Below are 19,334 nucleotides of genomic sequence, written 5' to 3' on the forward strand. Positions count from 1 at the left end.
ATGGAATTTTTTCGCATCAAAAAAGATATTCCGTTTATGCGCCATGCTTTGGTGCTCAATGCGATTTCTCTCATTACCTTCTTAGCGGCAGTATTTTTCCTCTGGCAAAACGGACTGCACCTCTCGATTGAATTCACTGGCGGCACCGTGATGGAAGTTACCTACCCACAAACTGCGCCTCTGGACTCCATTCGATCCAAGGTTGAAAAGTTAGGCTATGCAGATACGCAGATCCAAAACTTTGGTAGCTCGCGGGATGTCATGATTCGCCTGCCCTTACAAAAGGACGCTGAAGGGAAATTAATTTCTTCTGCTGACCAAAGTAGTGCAGTGATGCAAGCGCTTGATCCGGCTGCCACTGGTGTCAAATTACAGCGCGTCGAATTTGTAGGTCCGCAAGTTGGTCAAGAATTGGCCATTGATGGTTTGATGGCGCTGCTCTTTGTGATCATCGGCATTGTGGTGTATCTCTCGTTCCGGTTTGAGTGGAAGTTTGCTCTCGCCGGCATCATTGCGAACTTGCATGACATCGTCATCATTCTTGGATTCTTTGCCTTCTTCCAGTGGGAGTTTTCACTCTCAGTGCTAGCTGCGGTATTAGCGGTTTTGGGTTACTCCGTAAACGAGTCTGTGGTGATCTTTGACCGTATTCGTGAAAATTTCCGCAAATACCGCAAGATGAATACCCGCGAGATTATTGACAACGCAATTACCAGCACCATCAGCCGTACCGTGATTACCCACGGTAGTACCGAGATGATGGTTCTAGCGATGTTGATCTTCGGTGGACCTACCCTGTTCTACTTTGCCTTGGCTCTCACCATTGGTATTTTGTTTGGTATTTACTCTTCAGTCTTCGTTGCAGCAGCCTTAGCAATGTGGCTTGGCGTTACTCGTGAAGATCTTGTCAAAGGCGATAAGAAGCCCGATGACAATGCCAGAAACGATGACCCGAACTTTGGTGCTCGAGTCTAAGTAAGAGAAAAATGCTGTTGATCTAGGGCGGCAAGAATTCGTTTTGTCGCGCCTTGGTGCTCTATTGAGTAAGCCTTAGCAGCTGTTGCCATTTGCGCCAACTCCGCTGGATTGAGTAATAAAGACTTCAAGGCCTCCATCAATGCGATGGGCTCGCCAAGCAGCAAATCCCCTTTAATCTGTTTGGCGGCACCTGAGGCCAAAGCATCGATGGATGCTTGCTGAAAGTTATAGGTATGTTCGCCCAGTAACACTGGGCAACCTGCAGCGCAAGCTTCAATCAGATTTTGACCTCCAAAGCGCAGAAGGCTGCCACCCATCACTACGAGATCAGATGCGCTGTAATACATTGGCATCTCACCCATGGAATCGCCCAAGACTACATCTAGGTCTAAGCTGTCTTTAGGGATGCCTTGCCATTCACTCCGTCTTCGAAAATTCAAACCCACCGCATGAACCTGATCAGCCACTTCTGAGAAGCGCTCAGGATGACGTGGCACTAAACACAATAATGGCTGCACTGTAAAAGCATGATTAAGCAGCAAATCTTTCCACGCTTTCAGAATAATGGCCTCTTCACCATCTCGCGTACTAGCCGCACATACCATCAAGCGTTTACTGGCATGGATATGCTCTTTCCAAGCATTTCCTTGCTGCACTAAAGCAGGATCTAGTGGTACATCAAATTTCAGATTACCGACTACTTCAATATTTTGAACGCCAAGACTACGATAGCGCTCAGCATCAAATTCTGTTTGAGCCAAGATCCCGGCAAAAGCCTGAAATAATGCCCGACCTGCTTTACCAAATTGATTGACCCGGCGTGCACTTCTTTCGGATAAACGGGCATTCACCAAAAATAAGGGAAGCCCTTTATCAGCACAACGAAAAACTACAGTAGGCCAAGCCTCAGTCTCCATAAATAAACCGAGTTTTGGTTTGAAGGTATTCAGGAAATGCTCAACTGACCAACATAAGTCATAGGGTAAATAGACCTGACGAATTTGACCCGCAGCAATCTCTTTACCAAACAGCTGTTTTCCAGTACGGCGCCCATTGAGCGTCATGTGCGTGAGAAGAATCGACTCTCCTTTTGCAAGATAGGCTTCAATGAGAGGTTGGGCGGCGCGAGTCTCGCCAACCGATACCGCATGAATCCAGACCACGCCCTGCTTTACTGGCTTGCTATAAGCAAAACCAAGACGCTCAGGAATGTGATGCAAGTAAGCAAAAGCATGGCGGGATCGCCAGGCAAGACGGATAAAAGCTAATGGCAATAAAAGATGCCATAGCAATTGATAAACAGCAAACCAGAAACGAGGACGAGCCCCGTACTCTGAAGTAGTGCTTAGACTCACTTTTTCAGTCGTTCGGTCAGCTCGACCGCCTTACCTAAATAAGATGAAGGAGTCATCTCAAGCAAACGCGCCTTTGCATCATCAGGAATCTTCAATCCACGGATAAAGTTCTGTAGATCTAGCTGATTAATGCCTTTGCCACGAGTCAACTCTTTTAACTGCTCGTATGGATTCTCAATGCCAAAACGGCGCATCACGGTTTGCACTGGCTCTGCCAATACTTCCCAGCAAGCATCTAAGTCAGCAGCAATCGCCGCATGATTGACTTCCAATTTACCCAGCCCACGTAGAGCGCTGTCATAGGCCAAGACGCTATGACCAAACGCAGGTCCTAAATTACGCAGTACTGTTGAATCAGTCAGGTCACGCTGCCAACGAGAGATTGGTAATTTTTCTGCGAGGTGACGCAATAAGGCATTAGCAACACCTAAGTTGCCTTCGGAATTTTCAAAATCAATTGGATTGACCTTATGCGGCATTGTGGAAGAGCCGATCTCACCAGCCTTCGTGCGCTGCTTAAAGTAACCTACAGAGATATATGCCCAGAAGTCACGATCCATATCCAAGAGGATCGTATTAGCACGCGCAATCGCATCAAACAATTGCGCCATTCCATCATGGGGCTCAATCTGAATGGTGTAGGGATTAAAAGTTAAACCGAGGCGCTTCTCGACAACATTCTTAGAAAAATTTTCCCAGTCAAAATCAGGGTATGCAGAAAGGTGGGCATTGTAGTTACCCACTGCGCCATTCATCTTGCCAAGCAAAGGCACTGCAGCAATCGCTTCAATTGCGCGCTCTAAACGTTTCGCAATATTGGCAATCTCTTTACCCAATGTGCTTGGGGATGCTGGCTGGCCATGGGTGCGCGAGAGCAAGGGAACCTTAGCATTCTCAATAGCCAAATCAGTGAGTACTGTTAGAACCTGATTTAACTGCGGAAGTAATACTTCATCGCGCGCGCCTCGTAACATCAAGCCATGCGAAGTGTTATTAATATCTTCAGAAGTACAAGCAAAGTGAATAAATTCACTCGCCTTCAATAAGTCCGGACGATCAGAAACTTTTTCTTTTAGAAAATACTCCACTGCCTTCACGTCATGATTAGTTACGGCCTCGATATCTTTAATGCGTTGAGCATCCGCATCAGAGAAATTTTCAGGCAAAGACAATAAGAAGGCTTCGTCAGCTGCATTGATTTTGGGTACATCTGGCAAACCTGCTGAGGCTAGGGCCAAGAGCCAATGAATTTCCACAAACACACGTTGACGCATAAAGGCAGCCTCAGATAACCAAGGCCGAAGGGCATCTAATTTTCCGGCGTAGCGGCCATCTAATGGGGAAAGGGCATTAAGGATTGAAAGCGGCTGACTCACGGAAATTGCCTTTGCACTGAATATGTCAATAAAACCTGATTTTAATGCGTTCTGCCTAGCTTTCCCAGGATGGCTATACTGTGCCCTATGAAACTGATCGGATCCCTTACCAGCCCCTACGTACGTAAAGTACGCATTGTTTTCTCGGAAAAAAAGGTTGATGTTGACCATGTCACGGAAAACGTCTGGTCCCCAGACACCATCATTGGTCAAACCAACCCCTTAGGCAAAGTCCCCTGCCTCGTTTTAGACGATGGTGGGGTGATTTACGACTCTAGAGTGATCGCTGAGTACGCTGATGGCTTAAGCCCCGTTAGCAAGCTGATTCCAGCCGATACACGCGATCGTGCCACCGTGAAGACTTGGGAAGCACTAGCCGACGGCATCATGGATGCAGGCATTTTGGCTCGATTAGAGCTCACCTTACGTCCTGCAGAACAACAAAGTCCGGCTTGGGTTGATCGTCAAATGGGCAAGATTCAAGCTGCCCTGCGCCAAATGTCAGAACAACTTGGTGAAAATGCATGGTGTCACAGTAATCAAATGACATTGGCAGATATTGCTTTTGGTTGCGCAGTAGGCTATTTGCTTTTCCGTTTTCCAGAAGTGCAATGGCAAACGCAATATCCTAATTTAGATCGTCTCTATCAAAAATTAATGCAGAGAGCATCTTTTATTGATACAGCACCGCCTGCAGCTTAATCTGCTGACAAGATATCTCAAGTCATGACTGGGCAAATTTAGGCGGAAATAATTCCGCCGCCCAGGCAAATATCACCGTCATATAAAACGGCTGACTGCCCAGGAGTGACAGCCCATTGCGCATCTGGAAAGCGCAACTCAAAAGTCAGTGGACCTTCTTTGCCTGGAACAATTTCACAAGCGGAATCAGTTTGACGATAACGTGTCTTCGCAGAGTAATTGCCTGCTGTAGGCGCACTACCAGCAACCCAACTGGCATCCATTGCTTCAAGCTGATTAGCCAATAACCACGGGTGTTCATGGCCTTGAGCAACATACAAAGTATTGTTGGCAACATCTTTACGCGCTACGTACCAAGCGTCCCCATTACCATCTTGACTGCCGCCCAAACCAATTCCTTTGCGCTGACCTAGAGTGAAGAAAGCTAAGCCCATATGCTCACCCACGATCTTGCCCTCGGGCGTTTTAATGGGTCCTGGCGTAGTGGGTAGATAGCGATTTAAAAATTCACGGAAAGGGCGCTCTCCAATAAAACAAATTCCGGTGCTATCTTTTTTGCGCGCATTGGGTAAACCAATTTTCTCTGCAATTTGACGCACTTCTGTTTTTGGAATTTCTCCAAGCGGAAATAACACATTGGCTAATTGCGCTTGTGTAAGGCGATGTAAAAAATAGCTTTGATCTTTACTCGCATCTACTGCTTTGAGTAATTGCACTTTGCCGGCTTCATGCCGCACTCTGGCGTAATGGCCAGTAGCAATAGCATCAGCGCCCAAACTCATCGCATGATCTAGAAAGGCTTTAAATTTAATTTCAGCATTACAAAGCACATCAGGGTTAGGTGTTCTCCCTGCAGCGTATTCACGTAAAAAGTCAGCAAAGACCCTTTCGCGGTACTCGGCAGCAAAATTGACTGCCTCAACGTCAATTCCAATTAAATCGGCTACTGAGACTACATCCAGCCAATCCTGACGGGCTGAGCAGTATTCATCGTTATCGTCATCTTCCCAATTCTTCATAAAAAGGCCGACGACCTCATAGCCCTGCTCTTTGAGCATCCAGGCTGCAACAGACGAATCAACCCCTCCAGACATGCCAATAACGACTTTATTGGGTCTCTGAGGCGGAATTGAGGAGGAATTGGGTGAAATCATCAAAAAAATGCGAAAATACTTTATAGATTGGTAGCCCCCATTGTAGAAGTCTCAACCCGATTTCGCAGCATTATAGGTAAAAAACCAAACCGGCAAACCTAGGGGCTAAGTAAGTAGGTAAAGCCTACCCTGTTTATCTATAAAATAGACTTTTTAAAAATTTTGCTTTTGGAGACATGCCATGCGCATAGGAGTGCCACTGGAAACAAGGCCTGGGGAAACTCGAGTAGCCGCCACACCAGAAACCGTTAAAAAACTGATTAGTCAGGGTCATAGCGTCCTCATTCAAAAGGGTGCTGGTGTTCAAGCTAGTCAACCAGATTCGGCATATGAAGCAGTAGGCGCAACCATTGGTTCCGCCGCTGATGCGTTTGGCGCAGAACTCGTTCTGAAAGTGCGCGCGCCTGAGGCTGCAGAACTCAAACAAATTAAAGCTGGAAGCGTGCTCATGGGCATGCTCGATCCATTTGACAATGACAACATTGCTGCAATGGCTGCGCAAGGTGTTACAGCATTTTCACTAGAGGCTGCTCCTCGTACAACACGTGCTCAAAGCATGGACGTCCTGTCTTCTCAAGCCAATATTGCTGGATACAAAGCAGTGATGGTTGCTGCAAATGAATACCAACGCTTTATGCCAATGTTGATGACTGCTGCTGGTACTGTCAAAGCGGCACGCGTTTTAATTTTGGGCGCAGGTGTTGCTGGCTTACAAGCAATTGCTACTGCTAAGCGTCTTGGTGCGGTGATTGAAGCATCGGATGTACGTCCTGCTGCAAAAGAACAAATTGAATCATTGGGTGCAAAGTTTGTTGATGTCCCTTATGAAACAGATGAAGAGCGTGAAATTGCTCAAGGTGTTGGTGGCTATGCCCGTCCGATGCCTGAGGCTTGGATGAAACGTCAAGCTGCCCTCGTTGCTGAGCGCGCTCAGCAAGCCGACATCGTCATTACTACTGCATTAATTCCTGGTCGTAAGCCACCAGTCTTATTGCATAGCGATACCGTTGCCAATATGAAGCCTGGTTCTGTGGTGATCGATTTGGCTGCTGGTAAGGGTGACAATGGATCTGGTAACTGTCCACTCACGCAAGCAGACAAAATTGTGGATGCTAATGGCGTCAAGATTGTTGGTTACACCAACTTGCCTAGCATGGTTGCTGCAGATTCATCTGCTCTCTATGCTCGCAACTTGATCGACTTCCTCAAATTAATTGTCGACAAAGAAGCGAAGTTAGTGATCCCAAGTGATGACGACATCGTTACCGCCTGCTTAATGTGTCGTGATGGTCAAGCCATCCGCAAAAACTAATAGTAAAAATACTAAGGAAATATCATGGATCTCGCTGCCTTTCAAAGCATCCTCACAGTCCAAAACATCACTGTTTTCGTGCTGGCCATTTTTGTTGGTTACCACGTAGTTTGGAACGTCACCCCAGCACTTCACACTCCTTTAATGGCTGTTACTAACGCCATCTCAGGAATTATTATTGTTGGCGCCTTGTTACAAACAGAGGTAATCGGTGGAGATGAAATCACGCTCACCAGCATTATTGGTGCAGTCGCCGTGTTTCTCGCTTCTATCAATATTTTTGGTGGCTTTATGGTCACCCGTCGCATGCTAGAAATGTTCAAGAAAAAAGCTCCAAAGGCTGATACAGCCGGAACTAAATAACACTAGAACAAGACCTGTATAGAGACTAATAGAGACCAAAATAATGTCAAACATCACCGCAATTTCTTACCTTATCTCCTCAGTGCTATTTATCTTGGCACTGCGCGGCCTATCTTCGCCGACCACTTCACGCCAAGGCAACACCTTTGGCATGATCGGTATGCTCTTAGCCGTTATTACTACTTTCTTCATCCCTGATTTCAAGCCCGTCATTTCTCTGATTGGCGTTGCAATTGTGGGTGGTGCCATCATCGGTACGATCGCTGCTAAACGTGTGCAGATGACGAAGATGCCAGAGCTTGTCGCTTTGATGCACTCCTTTGTGGGTTTATCTGCTGTCTTGATCGCTATTGCAGCGGTTATTAACCCAGCACAAGACCATACTGGCGCACAAAAGATTGAACTCTTTATTGGCGCCTTCATTGGTGCTATTACCTTTACAGCATCTGTGATTGCCTTTGGCAAATTGTCTGGCAAAGTGAGTGGTAAGCCAGTTACTTTTGCTGGCCAACATTTACTCAATTTGGTTCTTGCTATTGCCATGGTAGGTGCTGGTATTGCCTATTACCTAGGTGATAGTCATGCTGCCTTCTTGGCAATGTGTGCAGTTGCATTGGTATTGGGTGTGACCTTGATCATTCCAATCGGTGGCGCTGATATGCCAGTGGTTGTATCGATGCTAAACAGCTACTCTGGTTGGGCAGCTGCAGGTATTGGCTTTACTCTAAATAATCCCGTGTTGATTATTGCTGGTGCTTGCGTTGGCTCATCAGGCGCAATTCTGTCCTACATTATGTGTAAGGCAATGAACCGCTCTATCCTCGCCGTATTGCTTGGTGGCTTTGGAGCTGAAGCTGCTGCCGGTGGTGGCGATGATGGCGGTCCTAAGAACTACAAGACTGGCTCACCAGAAGATGCTGCTTTCTTAATGGAGAATGCTGACACAGTCATCATCGTTCCTGGTTACGGTCTAGCAGTTGCTCGTGCACAGCACGCCCTAAAAGAATTGACCGAGAAACTCACTCACCATGGTGTGACCGTAAAGTATGCGATTCATCCAGTAGCTGGTCGTATGCCTGGTCATATGAACGTTCTTTTAGCCGAAGCTGAAGTTCCATACGATCAAGTGTTTGAGATGGAAGACATCAACAGTGATTTTGGTCAAGCCGACGTAGTATTAGTACTTGGTGCAAATGACGTTGTGAACCCTGCAGCTCGTACTCCTGGCAGCCCAATCTTCGGTATGCCGATCTTGGAGGCCTTTAAAGCTAAAACCATCATCGTGAACAAGCGTTCAATGGCTGCTGGTTATGCTGGTCTTGATAACGAACTCTTCTACATGGATAAAACCATGATGGTCTTCGGTGATGCAAAGAAAGTCGTTGAAGATATGGTTAAGTCAGTTTCGTAAAACCAAACTGCTTCATCAAAATCCCGCCCAGTACAGGCGGGATTTTTTTATTCCAGGGTTATGGATACCGGCGCTAAATCCGCCTGATACCGTTCATACATCTGCACATACGCTCGCTCTAGATCTTTTGTAAATTGAGGGGTATCAAATAGTGGTGTATTGAGTTTGTTCTTGGCTAGCTTATCTTTTATCGCAGCGAGTTTTTCTGGATGCTTAGCCAAGTCAATCGCTAGGGCCTCATAAGCTTCTGGAGTGGTCGTAATCAGCTCAGGTAAGCCAATGGCATGCAGCAAACTGGCTGCCACTCTGCTAGCGAAAGATTGCCCCATCCGAGTGAGGACCGGTAGTCCAGTCCATAAGGCATCACTGCTGGTGGTATGGGCGTTGTAAGGAAATGTATCGAGAAATAAGTCTGCCTGACGATGACGCGCTAAGTGGTCGGCTAGCGGCATTTTCTCGGCAAAGATGAGTCTGCTTGCATCAACCCCATGATTTAGGGCTTCTCTTTTGAGATTCTCGACTGCCCAAGGGTTATCTTGGAATAGCCATAAAACACTTCCCTCAACTGCTTTTAATATTCGCATCCAAGCAGCAAATGTTGCAGGCAGTATTTTGAAATTATTATTAAAGCAACAAAATACAAATCCACTTTCAGGAAGGCCGAGCTCCTGTCTTGTGATTTGTCTATCCGAGATCAAACGCTTTCGATCATTCACCTGATAGCTATTCGGCAGTTGGACGACCTTCTCGGTATAGCCTGATTGCGTATCCAGAGGAATTAAGGTTTTGTCAGCAATGATGTAATCGATGTAATCAGCACCCATAGTTCCTGGATAGCCTAAATAGTTCACCTGAATTGGGGCAGCTCTATAGGCAAAAATACCGGTTCTTAGGTCTTGCGTGAACCCCTTCAAATCAACAGCAATGTCGATGTTGAGATCCCTGCTTAACTGGGCGACTTCCATATCGGATTGATTACCAACCTCAATAAACTGGTCAAACGACTTTTCTAGCCGCTGGCGCATCTCATCATTTGTGATGGGGCCAAATGAAAAACCAATTAATTCAAATCGACTTTTATCATGCAGCTCAAAAAGTTCAGCCATCAAATATCCGGTTGCATGATTATGAAAATCTGCTGAATAGTAAGCAACTCGGATTTTTTGATTCTCCGAACGCTTTGTGATGGGCCCTAAGCTAGGATTAGCAGGATATGTCGATTGCAGAAAAATCTCGGAAGACTTTTTATGCAAAATTGGATTGTCAGTTAAAGAAAGCAAGGGCAATGGGGTAATTACTTCTTTGTTTGCTAAAACGTGCTGGCTAATATTTTCCAAATAGTCATCAAATCCAGACCAATCACACACCCTCATCTTTGTATACAGTAAATCACCAAAAATCCAAGAGATGTCAGACTTTAGACTGAGTGCTTTATCGAGATGCCCAATCGACTCGTTATAACGCTTCAGCTCATTTAATGTATTGGCTTTATTAGACCAAGCCTCAGCATAATAAGGATTTAGGCTAAGCGCTTTATCGTGACAATCAATTGCCTCGTCATAACGCTTGAGTTCATACAAAACATTGCCCTTATTAGACCAAGCCTCAGCATAATTAGGATTCAGGCTAAGCGCTTTATCGTGACAAGTAATCGCCTCGTCATAACGCTTGAGTTCATATAGAGCATTACCTTTATTGGACCAAGCCTCCTCATGCTTTGGGTCTAATCTCAGTGACTTGTCATAAGCTTCAAGGGCCTTGCTGTAATCTTTCAATTGAAGATACACATTGCCAAGATTACTTAAAGTGATCGGATTCTTTGGCAGGGCTTTTAGAGAATCATTAAAGTATTTCAGAGCATCTGAATATTGCAGCCGTTGAGCGCATATAACACCAAGAAGTCTAAGAACATGAGGGTTGTTCGCTTGGAATGCTTTTGCCTGCTTTAAGTACAGCTCTGCTAAGTCAAGATTTGAGCTTCTTAGGGCCTCAAGTGACTTATTTAAAAGAAAACCGATTTGTGGATTCATGCTTGAATATTAACCCAGTGGGCATTGAGAAAAATATGCATCGTTTCGTATTTTTAATGAAGGACGATATTCTCTGGCAATAAATCCGCCTGGTACCGCTCATACATCTGAACGTATGCTCGCTCAAGATCCTTTGTAAATTGCGGTGTATCAAATAATGGCGTCGTTAGCCTATTACTCAATAGTTTTTGCTTGAGGCTTAGGAGTTTTTCTGGATTGCTAGCCAACTCTATCGCCAAAGTTTCATAAGCTTGCGCAGTAGTGGTAATAAGTTCAGGCAATCCAATCGCATTCAGCAAACTAGCCGCCACTCGACTTGCAAAAGAATTGCCCATCAAAGTCAGCACTGGCAAACCAGCCCAAAGTGCATCACTAGCAGTAGTGTGGGCATTACAAGGGAAGGCATCAAGAAATAAATCAGCCAATTGATGACGAGCTAAATGCTCAGCAAGCGGCATTCCTTTTGCAAAAACTAATTTGCTTGGGTTAACGCCATGCTTCTCTGCTTCTTGTCGCAAGTGATTGGCTGCAGCAGGATTGTCCTCATATAGCCACAGCACACTACCTTCTACTGCTCTTAAGATCCTCATCCAACCCTCAAAAGTAGCCGGCAATATTTTGAAGTTGTTATTAAAGGAGCAAAAAATAAAACCTTGCTCTGGTAAACCGATCTCCGCTTTCGTAAAGACTCTATCTGAGATCACTCTCTTGCGATCATTGGCTTGATAACTATTTGGTAAATAGGCGATTTTCTCTGAATAAGCCTGTTGTAACTCCTGGGGAATCAAGGTTTTATCAGCAATCAGATAGTCTATGTAATCCGCGTTCATCGTGCCTGGATAGCCTAAATAACTTACCTGAATCGGTGCTGCACGATAAGCAAATATTCCGGTTCGGCAATTCTGTGTAAAACCTTTTAAGTCAACAGCAATATCGATCTTGAGCTTGCGACTCAGTTGCGCAATCTCCATGTCCGACATCGCACTGGCATCAATAAATTGATCAAAGGATTTTTCTAGGCGGGCTCGCATCTCATCGCTTTGGCTTGAGCCAAATGAAATTCCAATCAACTCAAATTGATTTTTGTCCTGTAGCTCAATGAGTTCTGCCAAGAGATACCCCGTCGCATGATTATGAAAATCAGCGGAGAAGTATCCAATCTGAATCTTCTCGCCTTTGTAATATTTTGGAATGATTCCTAAGGCGGGATTGGCAGGATATTGGTAGTGCGCAAAGATGGCTGAGGCCTGGCGATGAAACATCGGATCATCAGTCATCGCTAGAAGCGGGAAAGGATTGCAAACCTTCTCGCCAGCAGCAATCTTTGCTAGCAAAACTTGAAGATTGCTCTCCAGGTTTTCCCATGAAGAAACTTTTAACTTCAAATGCATCCAGACGCCAGGAGCCCAATCAATGGCTGGGTTGATGGATAAGGCTTTTTCATAACAAGTAAGAGCCTCCTCATAGCGCTTGAGCTCATTTAATGCATTGCCTTTATTACATAGTGCTTCTGCATAGTTGGGCTCGATGGCTAAGGCTTTGTCATAGAACTCAACGGACTCCTCAAAACGCTTGAGCTCAAAAAAGACAATTCCAGCATTGGACCAAGTCTCTGCGTCTTGGGGATCTAAGCTAGCCGCTTGCTCGAACGCCCCCAAAGCCTGATCAAATTGCCTCAGCCTTGCATAGACATTTCCCAGATTGCTGTAGGCCACTGCAATTTCAGGGGCTACTTGGATAGCGGCCGAGAAAAGCTCAACGGCCTTTGCATAATCGGCTCTTTGGGCTGCCACTACACCCAAAAGCCTTAAGGTATGCGGGTTATTTGGCTCTAGACTCAAAGCCTGCTTTAAATAGAGCTCCGCCATCTCTAAACTAGAGTTTCTGAGGGCATCAAGCGCTTGATTTAGAAGGGAAGCTATTTCCGGATTCATGGTTCAATGTTACTTTATCAATAATTAAAATAAGCAAAATTCATCATTTGCTCCATAAGACAATTACTCATGCAAAGGTCACTTCTATGAAAAAACTCATTCTTACCGCTTCTGCAATTACCAGCCTAGCACTCTCACAAATTTCACTTGCTGCGTATCCTGAAAAATCCATTCGCTTGGTAGTCCCATTTGCGACCGGCGGCACCTCTGAAATCATTGCTAGATCAGTAGCTAATAGTCTTTCTACTAGCCTTGGACAATCAGTCTTTGTGGATAACAAACCTGGTGGCGCTGGAAACATTGCTATGGAAGAAGTAAAACGTGCCAATCCAGATGGCTACACACTGATACTGGGTCACGTTGGCACTTTGGCAGTAAACCCTGCTTTGTTTGGCAACAAACTTCCCTATGATCCAAACAAAGATTTTGTACCGATCACTCTGGTTGCTAAGGTACCAAACGTGATTGCTGTGAGCAGTAAGAGTCCTAATAAGACCCTGGCAGATTTTGTAGCAGATGCCAAAAAGAATCCGGGGAAAATTAATTATGGTTCTGCAGGCAATGGTAGTGCAGGTCACCTAGCGATGGAGTACTTTTCATCTGTAGCAGGAATTGATTTAGTACACGTACCCTACAAAGGATCTGGCCCAATGTTGACTGACCTCATTAGCGGCCAAATACAAGCAACCTTCAATGGACTACCTTCACTAATGGGTCAAATTAATGGTGGCACATTACGCCCCTTAGCAGTCGGATCAGCCGAAAGATCTAAAGCCCTTCCAAATGTTCCCACGATTGCTGAGTCAGGTTACAAAGGTTTTGAAACCTCACAATGGTACGGAATCATGGCGCCAGCAGGAACGCCAAAACCGATTATTGATAAGTTACAAAAAGACATCGCAAAAGCACTGAAGAACAAGGAAGACTCTAAGCGCATGCTAGATGATGGCGCAGTATTGATTGGAGATTCTCCTGAGCAATTTGCTGCCTTCATTAAAGTAGAGCAAGGACGCTGGGGTAAGGTAGTCGAGAAAGCCGGCATTCAAGTAGATTAATACCATCATGATCAAATCCAATCTCACTTCGTCAGTCTTACGAATCAGTTTTTTGCTGGCAGCAAGCTTTAGTCTCACCATTGCTAATGCTCAAAATACCTATCCTAATCGCAGCATCCAAACAATCATGCCGCTACAAGCTGGAAGTGGGGTTGATCTACTTTTTCGACCCATTGCACAAAAAATGGGTGAGAACTTAGGGCAAGCCATCACGATTGAGAATATTCCTGGGGGCGCTGGCCTAATCGGCACTACAAAAGTAGCGCAGAGCCCAGCCGAAGGTTACGTACTGGGCGCATTTAATGACAGCATTTTGACGATGCTGCCAAACCTTTATAAAAAGATCGATTACGATCCGGTCCAAAGTTTTGTTCCTATTTCTGAACTGGCTGCAATCACTTTTGTCTTGGTCGCTAATCCATCATTCCCCGGAAATACAGCAGCTGACCTGGTACGCATTGCCAAAGAAAATCCCGGAAAGATTGACTATGCTTCTGGTGGCAATGGCTCACCCCAACACATTGGTATGGAAATCTTTCGCCAATCCACTGGTGCACCAATAGTTCATATTCCTTATCGTGGAGCAGCGGCAGCAGCAACCGATGTCATGGCAGGACAAGTGCCCGTCATGCTGAGTGCTTTGTCAGTAGTGCTTCCCCATATTCGTGCTGGCAAACTGAAGGTACTAGGCATTGCTAGTAAGACACGCTCGCCGCTTCTGCCAAATGCCCCTACCATTAATGAAAGTGTTAAGGGTTATGAGTTCTCTACCTGGGGTGCACTGCTTGCGCCTAAGGGCACTCCACCTGCAGTGATCGACAAGCTTAATGAATCCTTAGCAACTGCATTAAAAGATCCCAAGCTTCGAGAGCAACTCATCTCGCAAGGTTTTGAGTTGGCCCCATTGGGACCAGATCACTTAAAGACTATGATTGCTCAGGGTTTAGTGCGAATGAAAAAAGTGATCAAAGATGGTGGCATTCAGCCTGATTGAGTTGCCTCGTATTACCGTCTTTGATAGCTGTTCGATAAATTGTCTTGCAACACATAGGCAATACCATTGGCAACCAATGAAAGCTCTTGATCCAGCACTCTAGACTTATACGTCCAACCAGTAGGCAACTTTAATTGTTTGGCGAGATCTGGCAAATCACTCATAAGCAGATTGGGATTAACGATTTGTGAATAGGACTGCATGACATAAACATCGCCAGCTGGTGATGTGAGTTCATATACAGGAGTGCCTGCTTTATAGTTAAAGGCCGTGGTACGAACAATCTCGTTGGGCGAGAATTGCTTACTACCCATTAGTTGCTTCATTAAACCGAGCTCAATCGTTGCACGCAAGTTCATCTCAATACCCGCAAAAGATTCTTTAGTCTGGTTCACGGTAGTGCCTGCTGCCTGAATTTCATCCATCGTCCAATAGCGTGGGCCATTGAGCACTACAAAAGATGCGCCGTAGGCTTTTTCTACAGCCTCTTTAGTAAGAGTCTTCCACTGATCCTCTGGACAAAGATTTAGCCCTTGAGTATTAAAGACCTTTACCTCTAACTTCAAGAAATTTCGCTTGCCATAAAGCACTTCGCAATAACGTTGGTTACGCAAGTTGGAGACGCTTTTCTCATACTTGGACTTTGGCTCTGAAGTTTGACTCATCACAGGCATGCTGCAGAGTAATAGAAAAGCCAAAGCAAAAGAGAAGAAGGTAGATTTCTGGAAAGTCATAAGTACGCCTATTTGAGGAGATGCAGTATTTAGCTTACTTTAACAAATAAAAAAACGCCCGGTCTTGTGAACCAGGCGTTTTTAGTTTCTACAGCAAGATCGCTGTGGAAGGTAGAGCTATTACATCATGCCGCCCATACCACCCATACCGCCCATGCCGCCCATATCAGGCATACCGCCACCAGCAGATTCATCTTTTGGTGCTTCGCAGATAGCGCAGTCAGTGGTCAACAATAAGGCTGCAACAGAAGCTGCGTTAACCAATGCAGTTTTAGTTACCTTAGTTGGATCGATCACACCTTGAGCTACGAGGTCGCCGTATTCGCCAGTTGCAGCGTTGTAACCGTTATTGCCTTTGCTAGCCAATACCGCATTAACTACTACGCTTGCTTCATCGCCAGCGTTAGAAACGATGATGCGAAGTGGCTCTTCCATAGCGCGCAATACGATGCTGATACCAGCGTCTTGATCAGCGTTATCGCCTTTCAGACCTTTGATACCTTGCATAGCACGTAACAAAGCTACGCCGCCGCCAGGAACAATACCCTCTTCAACTGCAGCGCGAGTTGCGTGCAATGCGTCATCAACGCGAGCTTTCTTTTCTTTCATTTCAACTTCAGTAGCAGCACCAACACGAATCACTGCAACACCGCCTGCCAACTTGGCCACACGCTCTTGCAATTTCTCTTTATCGTAGTCGCTAGTGGCTTCTTCGATCTGAACACGAATGTTCTTCACGCGCGCTTCGATTGCTTTAGCATCGCCAGCACCGTCAATGATGATGGTGTTTTCTTTGCCTACTTCGATACGCTTCGCTTGACCTAAATGCTCAAGAGTGGTTTTCTCGAGTGTGAGACCGATTTCTTCAGCAATCACAGTGCCACCAGTCAAAATGGCGATGTCTTCTAACATAGCCTTACGACGATCGCCAAAGCCTGGAGCCTTAACAGCACAAGTCTTGATGATGCCGCGAATGTTATTCACAACTAAAGTTGCCAAGGCTTCGCCTTCAACATCTTCAGCAATGATGAGCAATGGACGACCAGACTTCGCTACTTGCTCGAGTACTGGGAGCAAATCACGGATGTTGGCAATCTTCTTGTCAAACAAAAGAACGTAAGGAGATTCCAATATCGCTACTTGTTTTTCAGGTTGGTTGATGAAATAAGGAGAGAGGTAACCACGATCAAACTGCATACCTTCAACTACTTCGAGCTCATCTTCTAAAGACTTGCCATCTTCAACAGTGATCACACCTTCTTTACCTACTTTTTCCATTGCTTCAGCAATACGCTGACCAATGCTGTAGTCGCTGTTTGCAGAGATTGAACCTACTTGAGCGATTTCTTTAGTAGTAGTGCAAGGCTTGCTGATTTTCTTGAGCTCTTCAAGCGCAGCTGTTACCGCTTTGTCGATACCGCGCTTCAAGTCCATTGGGTTATGGCCTGAAACAACATATTTCATGCCTTCACGTACGATGGATTGAGCCAATACAGTAGCGGTAGTTGTACCGTCACCAGCAATGTCTGCAGTTTTAGAAGCAACTTCCTTCACCATCTGCGCACCCATGTTCTGGAGCTTGTCTTTGAGTTCGATTTCTTTTGCTACGGATACACCGTCTTTAGTTACGGTTGGGCCGCCAAATGAACGCTCCATCACCACGTTACGGCCTTTAGGTCCTAGTGTAGTTTTTACTGCGTTCGCGAGAATATTGACGCCTTCTACCATCTTGGTACGGGCGCTATCTCCAAATACGACGTCTTTTGCTGCCATGATTGAATTCCTTTCTTAAATACTGAAATTACTTCTGTACAACAGCCATGATGTCTTCTTCGCGCATTACGAGAAGCTCGTCGCCGTCGACCTTAACTGTTTGACCTGCATATTTGCCAAATAACACGCGATCGCCTACTTTGACGTCAGGTGCATTCAACTTACCGCTGTCATCACGCTTGCCTGGACCTACTGCCAATACTTCACCTTGGTCAGGCTTTTCAGCGGCAGCGTCCGGAATGATGATTCCAGAGGCAGTTTTTGATTCTTGATCTAAACGTTTAATGATTACGCGATCATGTAAAGGACGCAGATTCATTCCTTCTCCTATGTTAGTAAGTGTTAACTAATTAAAAAAACCAATATAAATCAATGCTTTATAATCTCTTCACACGGAAGCTAAGGGAAAATAGTCATAAAACCATCTTTTAGCACTCGCGTGTAGGGAGTGCTGATTATATAGGTCTATTTCTGGCGATTTCAAGAGCAGATCACCATAAATAATTTATGGATTTAGGCCCTCTTTATACTGAACACAGGCTGGTAGGACGATTCCTACAGATAAATCAGCCTTAAGCCCTTACCGCTCCAATCCGTCCTGCCTAGACTGGACAGTCACAGATTGGAGAATGCTGATGAGCCCGAAATCCCGGCTGTACACGCTTGTAAAGGCATGGAAGAACAAACCCTTCCAAGAAGTACGAGACGCCTGTGGCGAAACCTGGCTTGGCTTAGACAGCCAAGCCCTCGAAGAACATCAATCCTGGTCCAAACGACAAGCGATTGGCCATGAACCCATTTTTAACTGCAAGGGCACAAAACTGACCGGATCTTTATTTAGACCATTAATGAGCGCAACCGATACGCAATTACTCCGCCTTTTTATGGAAGGCTTGGATAGCGTGACTTATTGGTATCGCGGTGGCCGCATGATTCCAGGGATACTGCCATTCCCAGCCCATGCCTTAGCTTCGAGTGAATACATCGATGCGCTCTCAGATCTCATTCTCAATTCTCGCTTACCGGTTGGCCTGGTAACACTGGGCATTCAATCCCTACCCGAACCCCATTTAGAGAGCGCATGCAAAGAAGGTCTGTTGCGACTTCGCCGTTTAGGAGTGTTAATACACTTGCTGCAGTTTTCAGGGAGCGCAAGTCAGTTGCAATGGTTAGAAGAATTACAACTAGAGGGCGTACATATTGATATGGCGCACTTTCGACAATCTCCATTACCGCAAACACTCTTATCTCAATTGCGCCAATCCAAATCTGCTAGAACGCAAATCTATGCCAGCAACTTAACTTTAGTAAAAGATTTAAGTAGCGCCTCTGTCATGCAAGTAGATCACTGTTACGGCGGCTTAATGATGCCAGCGCTTAGCCGCCATCAAATGCTCCAGATCAACAATAGCCAAATTGCTAAAGCCATTTTTTCGCTTCATCCTCATCCACAACCAAACGGAGACAAGTAATGAGAAAACGCGTGATGTTGGTAGACGACCATCCGGCAATGCTGATGGCGCTTAAAAGTATGTTGCAAGATCAGCTGCTCTTTGAGATTGCGGGGCAATCTCAGAATGGCGAAGAGTGTCTCAGGTCCATCAAAGAAGTTAATCCCAATATGATGATTCTGGATCTTGATATGCCCAAGACCGATGGATTTGATGTTATCCGTCGTATTGGATTGATGTATCCCGACATTCGGATTCTGGTGCTCTCTAGTCTTGATGAAGCGGTCTACGGTGGCCGCGTGAGATCCCTGGGCGCCCATGGCTTTGTCAATAAAACAGCGGGTGCCGATGTCATCCTGGCAGCATGCGTCGCCATCTCTCAGGGATATAACTTTTTTACCCATGGAAAAAATGGCAATAGTTCATTGAGTGATAACGATAAGCTGGGACTCATCTCTGATCGTGAGCTGCAGGTCATGAAATATCTTGGCAAAGGCAATACTAATCAACAGATATCAGACATGCTCCATATCAGCAATAAAACTGTAGCTACTTATAAAACGCGTGTCTTTGATAAGTTAGGCATTAACAATATTGCTGACCTGATTTTATTTTGCCGCATGAATAACATCATCGAAAGCTAAAGTCTGTGATGCATCGGTACACCATTCAATTCAGCTTGTTCATATGCTTACTTATAGCGGGGAGTGTT

General features: G+C 45.5%; 17 protein-coding genes. 9 read left to right on the top strand and 8 right to left on the bottom strand.

Features of this window, described 5'->3' with window-relative positions; all coding sequences use genetic code 11:
• Nucleotides 1–975, top strand: coding sequence for a protein translocase subunit SecF (gene secF, locus ICN41_RS05570; RefSeq protein ID WP_216291833.1), 975 nt, complete (start codon nt 1–3; stop codon nt 973–975).
• Here the strand turns inward: secF and ICN41_RS05575 are convergent.
• Nucleotides 972–2,333 (bottom strand): 3-deoxy-D-manno-octulosonic acid transferase, encoded by a 1,362-nt coding sequence (locus ICN41_RS05575; RefSeq protein ID WP_216291835.1) that lies wholly within the window; start codon nt 2,331–2,333, stop codon nt 972–974. The genes secF and ICN41_RS05575 overlap by 4 nt on opposite strands.
• Nucleotides 2,330–3,709, bottom strand: a complete 1,380-nt coding sequence (gene purB, locus ICN41_RS05580; RefSeq protein WP_370629102.1) for an adenylosuccinate lyase — start codon at nt 3,707–3,709, stop codon at nt 2,330–2,332. The genes ICN41_RS05575 and purB overlap by 4 nt, the downstream gene beginning before the upstream one ends.
• Before the next feature lie 87 nt (nt 3,710–3,796).
• Between purB and ICN41_RS05585 the strand changes: the two genes are divergently transcribed.
• Nucleotides 3,797–4,411, top strand: coding sequence for a glutathione S-transferase (locus tag ICN41_RS05585; RefSeq protein ID WP_216291838.1), 615 nt, complete (start codon nt 3,797–3,799; stop codon nt 4,409–4,411).
• Nucleotides 4,412–4,449: 38 nt separating this feature from the next.
• Here ICN41_RS05585 and mnmA read toward each other — a convergent pair whose 3' ends face one another.
• A complete protein-coding gene (mnmA, locus tag ICN41_RS05590) occupies nt 4,450–5,565 on the bottom strand; it encodes a tRNA 2-thiouridine(34) synthase MnmA (protein ID WP_216291840.1) in 1,116 nt (371 codons plus the stop codon).
• Between the two features lie 181 nt (nt 5,566–5,746).
• On the opposite strand from mnmA, the gene ICN41_RS05595 reads away from it, so the two are divergent.
• Genes ICN41_RS05595 through ICN41_RS05605 form a run of 3 tightly spaced genes read left to right on the top strand, consistent with a single transcriptional unit; the run spans nt 5,747 to nt 8,651 of the window.
• Entirely contained in the window at nt 5,747–6,877 is a 1,131-nt protein-coding gene (locus ICN41_RS05595) for a Re/Si-specific NAD(P)(+) transhydrogenase subunit alpha (protein WP_216291842.1), read from the top strand.
• 24 nt (nt 6,878–6,901) lie between these two features.
• Nucleotides 6,902–7,240, top strand: coding sequence for a proton-translocating transhydrogenase family protein (locus tag ICN41_RS05600; RefSeq protein ID WP_216291844.1), 339 nt, complete (start codon nt 6,902–6,904; stop codon nt 7,238–7,240).
• A gap of 43 nt (nt 7,241–7,283) precedes the next feature.
• Nucleotides 7,284–8,651, top strand: a complete 1,368-nt coding sequence (locus ICN41_RS05605) for an NAD(P)(+) transhydrogenase (Re/Si-specific) subunit beta (RefSeq protein WP_216291845.1) — start codon at nt 7,284–7,286, stop codon at nt 8,649–8,651.
• 47 nt (nt 8,652–8,698) lie between these two features.
• Here ICN41_RS05605 and ICN41_RS05610 read toward each other — a convergent pair whose 3' ends face one another.
• Entirely contained in the window at nt 8,699–10,681 is a 1,983-nt protein-coding gene (locus ICN41_RS05610) for a tetratricopeptide repeat protein (protein ID WP_216291847.1), read from the bottom strand.
• Nucleotides 10,682–10,734: 53 nt separating this feature from the next.
• Complete coding sequence (locus ICN41_RS05615) at nt 10,735–12,615, bottom strand: tetratricopeptide repeat protein (protein ID WP_216291849.1); 1,881 nt, start codon at nt 12,613–12,615, stop codon at nt 10,735–10,737.
• 86 nt (nt 12,616–12,701) lie between these two features.
• On the opposite strand from ICN41_RS05615, the gene ICN41_RS05620 reads away from it, so the two are divergent.
• Both ICN41_RS05620 and ICN41_RS05625 read left to right on the top strand, forming a co-directional pair.
• The gene (locus ICN41_RS05620) at nt 12,702–13,670 is read left to right on the top strand and encodes a tripartite tricarboxylate transporter substrate binding protein (RefSeq protein ID WP_216291851.1); all 969 of its coding nucleotides are present in this window, start codon (nt 12,702–12,704) and stop codon (nt 13,668–13,670) included.
• 7 nt (nt 13,671–13,677) lie between these two features.
• Nucleotides 13,678–14,664: a tripartite tricarboxylate transporter substrate binding protein gene (locus ICN41_RS05625; RefSeq protein WP_216291853.1), complete on the top strand. Its 987-nt coding sequence runs from the start codon at nt 13,678–13,680 to the stop codon at nt 14,662–14,664.
• A gap of 11 nt (nt 14,665–14,675) precedes the next feature.
• On the opposite strand, the gene ICN41_RS05630 is transcribed toward ICN41_RS05625, so the two are convergent.
• The 3 genes from ICN41_RS05630 to ICN41_RS05640 form a co-directional block, all read right to left on the bottom strand.
• Nucleotides 14,676–15,398: a hypothetical protein gene (locus tag ICN41_RS05630; RefSeq protein ID WP_216291855.1), complete on the bottom strand. Its 723-nt coding sequence runs from the start codon at nt 15,396–15,398 to the stop codon at nt 14,676–14,678.
• A 120-nt stretch (nt 15,399–15,518) separates the two neighbouring features.
• Nucleotides 15,519–17,171, bottom strand: a complete 1,653-nt coding sequence (gene groL / locus ICN41_RS05635; RefSeq protein ID WP_216291856.1) for a chaperonin GroEL — start codon at nt 17,169–17,171, stop codon at nt 15,519–15,521.
• Nucleotides 17,172–17,199: 28 nt separating this feature from the next.
• Entirely contained in the window at nt 17,200–17,490 is a 291-nt protein-coding gene (locus ICN41_RS05640; protein ID WP_087909492.1) for a co-chaperone GroES, read from the bottom strand.
• Nucleotides 17,491–17,806: 316 nt separating this feature from the next.
• Here ICN41_RS05640 and ICN41_RS05645 point away from each other — a divergent pair, with 316 nt between their 5' ends.
• On the top strand, nt 17,807–18,643 hold the full coding sequence (locus ICN41_RS05645) for a diguanylate phosphodiesterase (protein ID WP_216291859.1): 837 nt from the start codon (nt 17,807–17,809) through the stop codon (nt 18,641–18,643).
• Nucleotides 18,643–19,266: a response regulator transcription factor gene (locus ICN41_RS05650; protein ID WP_216291861.1), complete on the top strand. Its 624-nt coding sequence runs from the start codon at nt 18,643–18,645 to the stop codon at nt 19,264–19,266. Before ICN41_RS05645 ends, ICN41_RS05650 begins: the two co-directional genes overlap by 1 nt.
• Nucleotides 19,267–19,334: the final 68 nt, after the last annotated feature.

The sequence above is a fragment of the Polynucleobacter sp. 15G-AUS-farblos genome (genome assembly GCF_018882445.1).
GTDB lineage: Bacteria > Pseudomonadota > Gammaproteobacteria > Burkholderiales > Burkholderiaceae > Polynucleobacter.

Bases quoted from the DNA above. Each gene is read 5' to 3' on its own strand.
- ICN41_RS05630 (WP_216291855.1), bottom strand. From the start codon at position 15,398: ATGACTTTCCAGAAATCTACCTTCTTCTCTTTTGCTTTGGCTTTTCTA.
- secF (WP_216291833.1), top strand. From the start codon at position 1: ATGGAATTTTTTCGCATCAAAAAAGATATTCCGTTTATGCGCCATGCT.
- ICN41_RS05600 (WP_216291844.1), top strand. From the start codon at position 6,902: ATGGATCTCGCTGCCTTTCAAAGCATCCTCACAGTCCAAAACATCACT.
- ICN41_RS05625 (WP_216291853.1), top strand. From the start codon at position 13,678: ATGATCAAATCCAATCTCACTTCGTCAGTCTTACGAATCAGTTTTTTG.
- ICN41_RS05605 (WP_216291845.1), top strand. From the start codon at position 7,284: ATGTCAAACATCACCGCAATTTCTTACCTTATCTCCTCAGTGCTATTT.
- ICN41_RS05585 (WP_216291838.1), top strand. From the start codon at position 3,797: ATGAAACTGATCGGATCCCTTACCAGCCCCTACGTACGTAAAGTACGC.
- ICN41_RS05620 (WP_216291851.1), top strand. From the start codon at position 12,702: ATGAAAAAACTCATTCTTACCGCTTCTGCAATTACCAGCCTAGCACTC.
- mnmA (WP_216291840.1), bottom strand. From the start codon at position 5,565: ATGATTTCACCCAATTCCTCCTCAATTCCGCCTCAGAGACCCAATAAA.
- ICN41_RS05640 (WP_087909492.1), bottom strand. From the start codon at position 17,490: ATGAATCTGCGTCCTTTACATGATCGCGTAATCATTAAACGTTTAGAT.
- ICN41_RS05595 (WP_216291842.1), top strand. From the start codon at position 5,747: ATGCGCATAGGAGTGCCACTGGAAACAAGGCCTGGGGAAACTCGAGTA.
- ICN41_RS05645 (WP_216291859.1), top strand. From the start codon at position 17,807: ATGAGCCCGAAATCCCGGCTGTACACGCTTGTAAAGGCATGGAAGAAC.
- ICN41_RS05615 (WP_216291849.1), bottom strand. From the start codon at position 12,615: ATGAATCCGGAAATAGCTTCCCTTCTAAATCAAGCGCTTGATGCCCTC.
- ICN41_RS05610 (WP_216291847.1), bottom strand. From the start codon at position 10,681: ATGAATCCACAAATCGGTTTTCTTTTAAATAAGTCACTTGAGGCCCTA.
- ICN41_RS05650 (WP_216291861.1), top strand. From the start codon at position 18,643: ATGAGAAAACGCGTGATGTTGGTAGACGACCATCCGGCAATGCTGATG.
- groL (WP_216291856.1), bottom strand. From the start codon at position 17,171: ATGGCAGCAAAAGACGTCGTATTTGGAGATAGCGCCCGTACCAAGATG.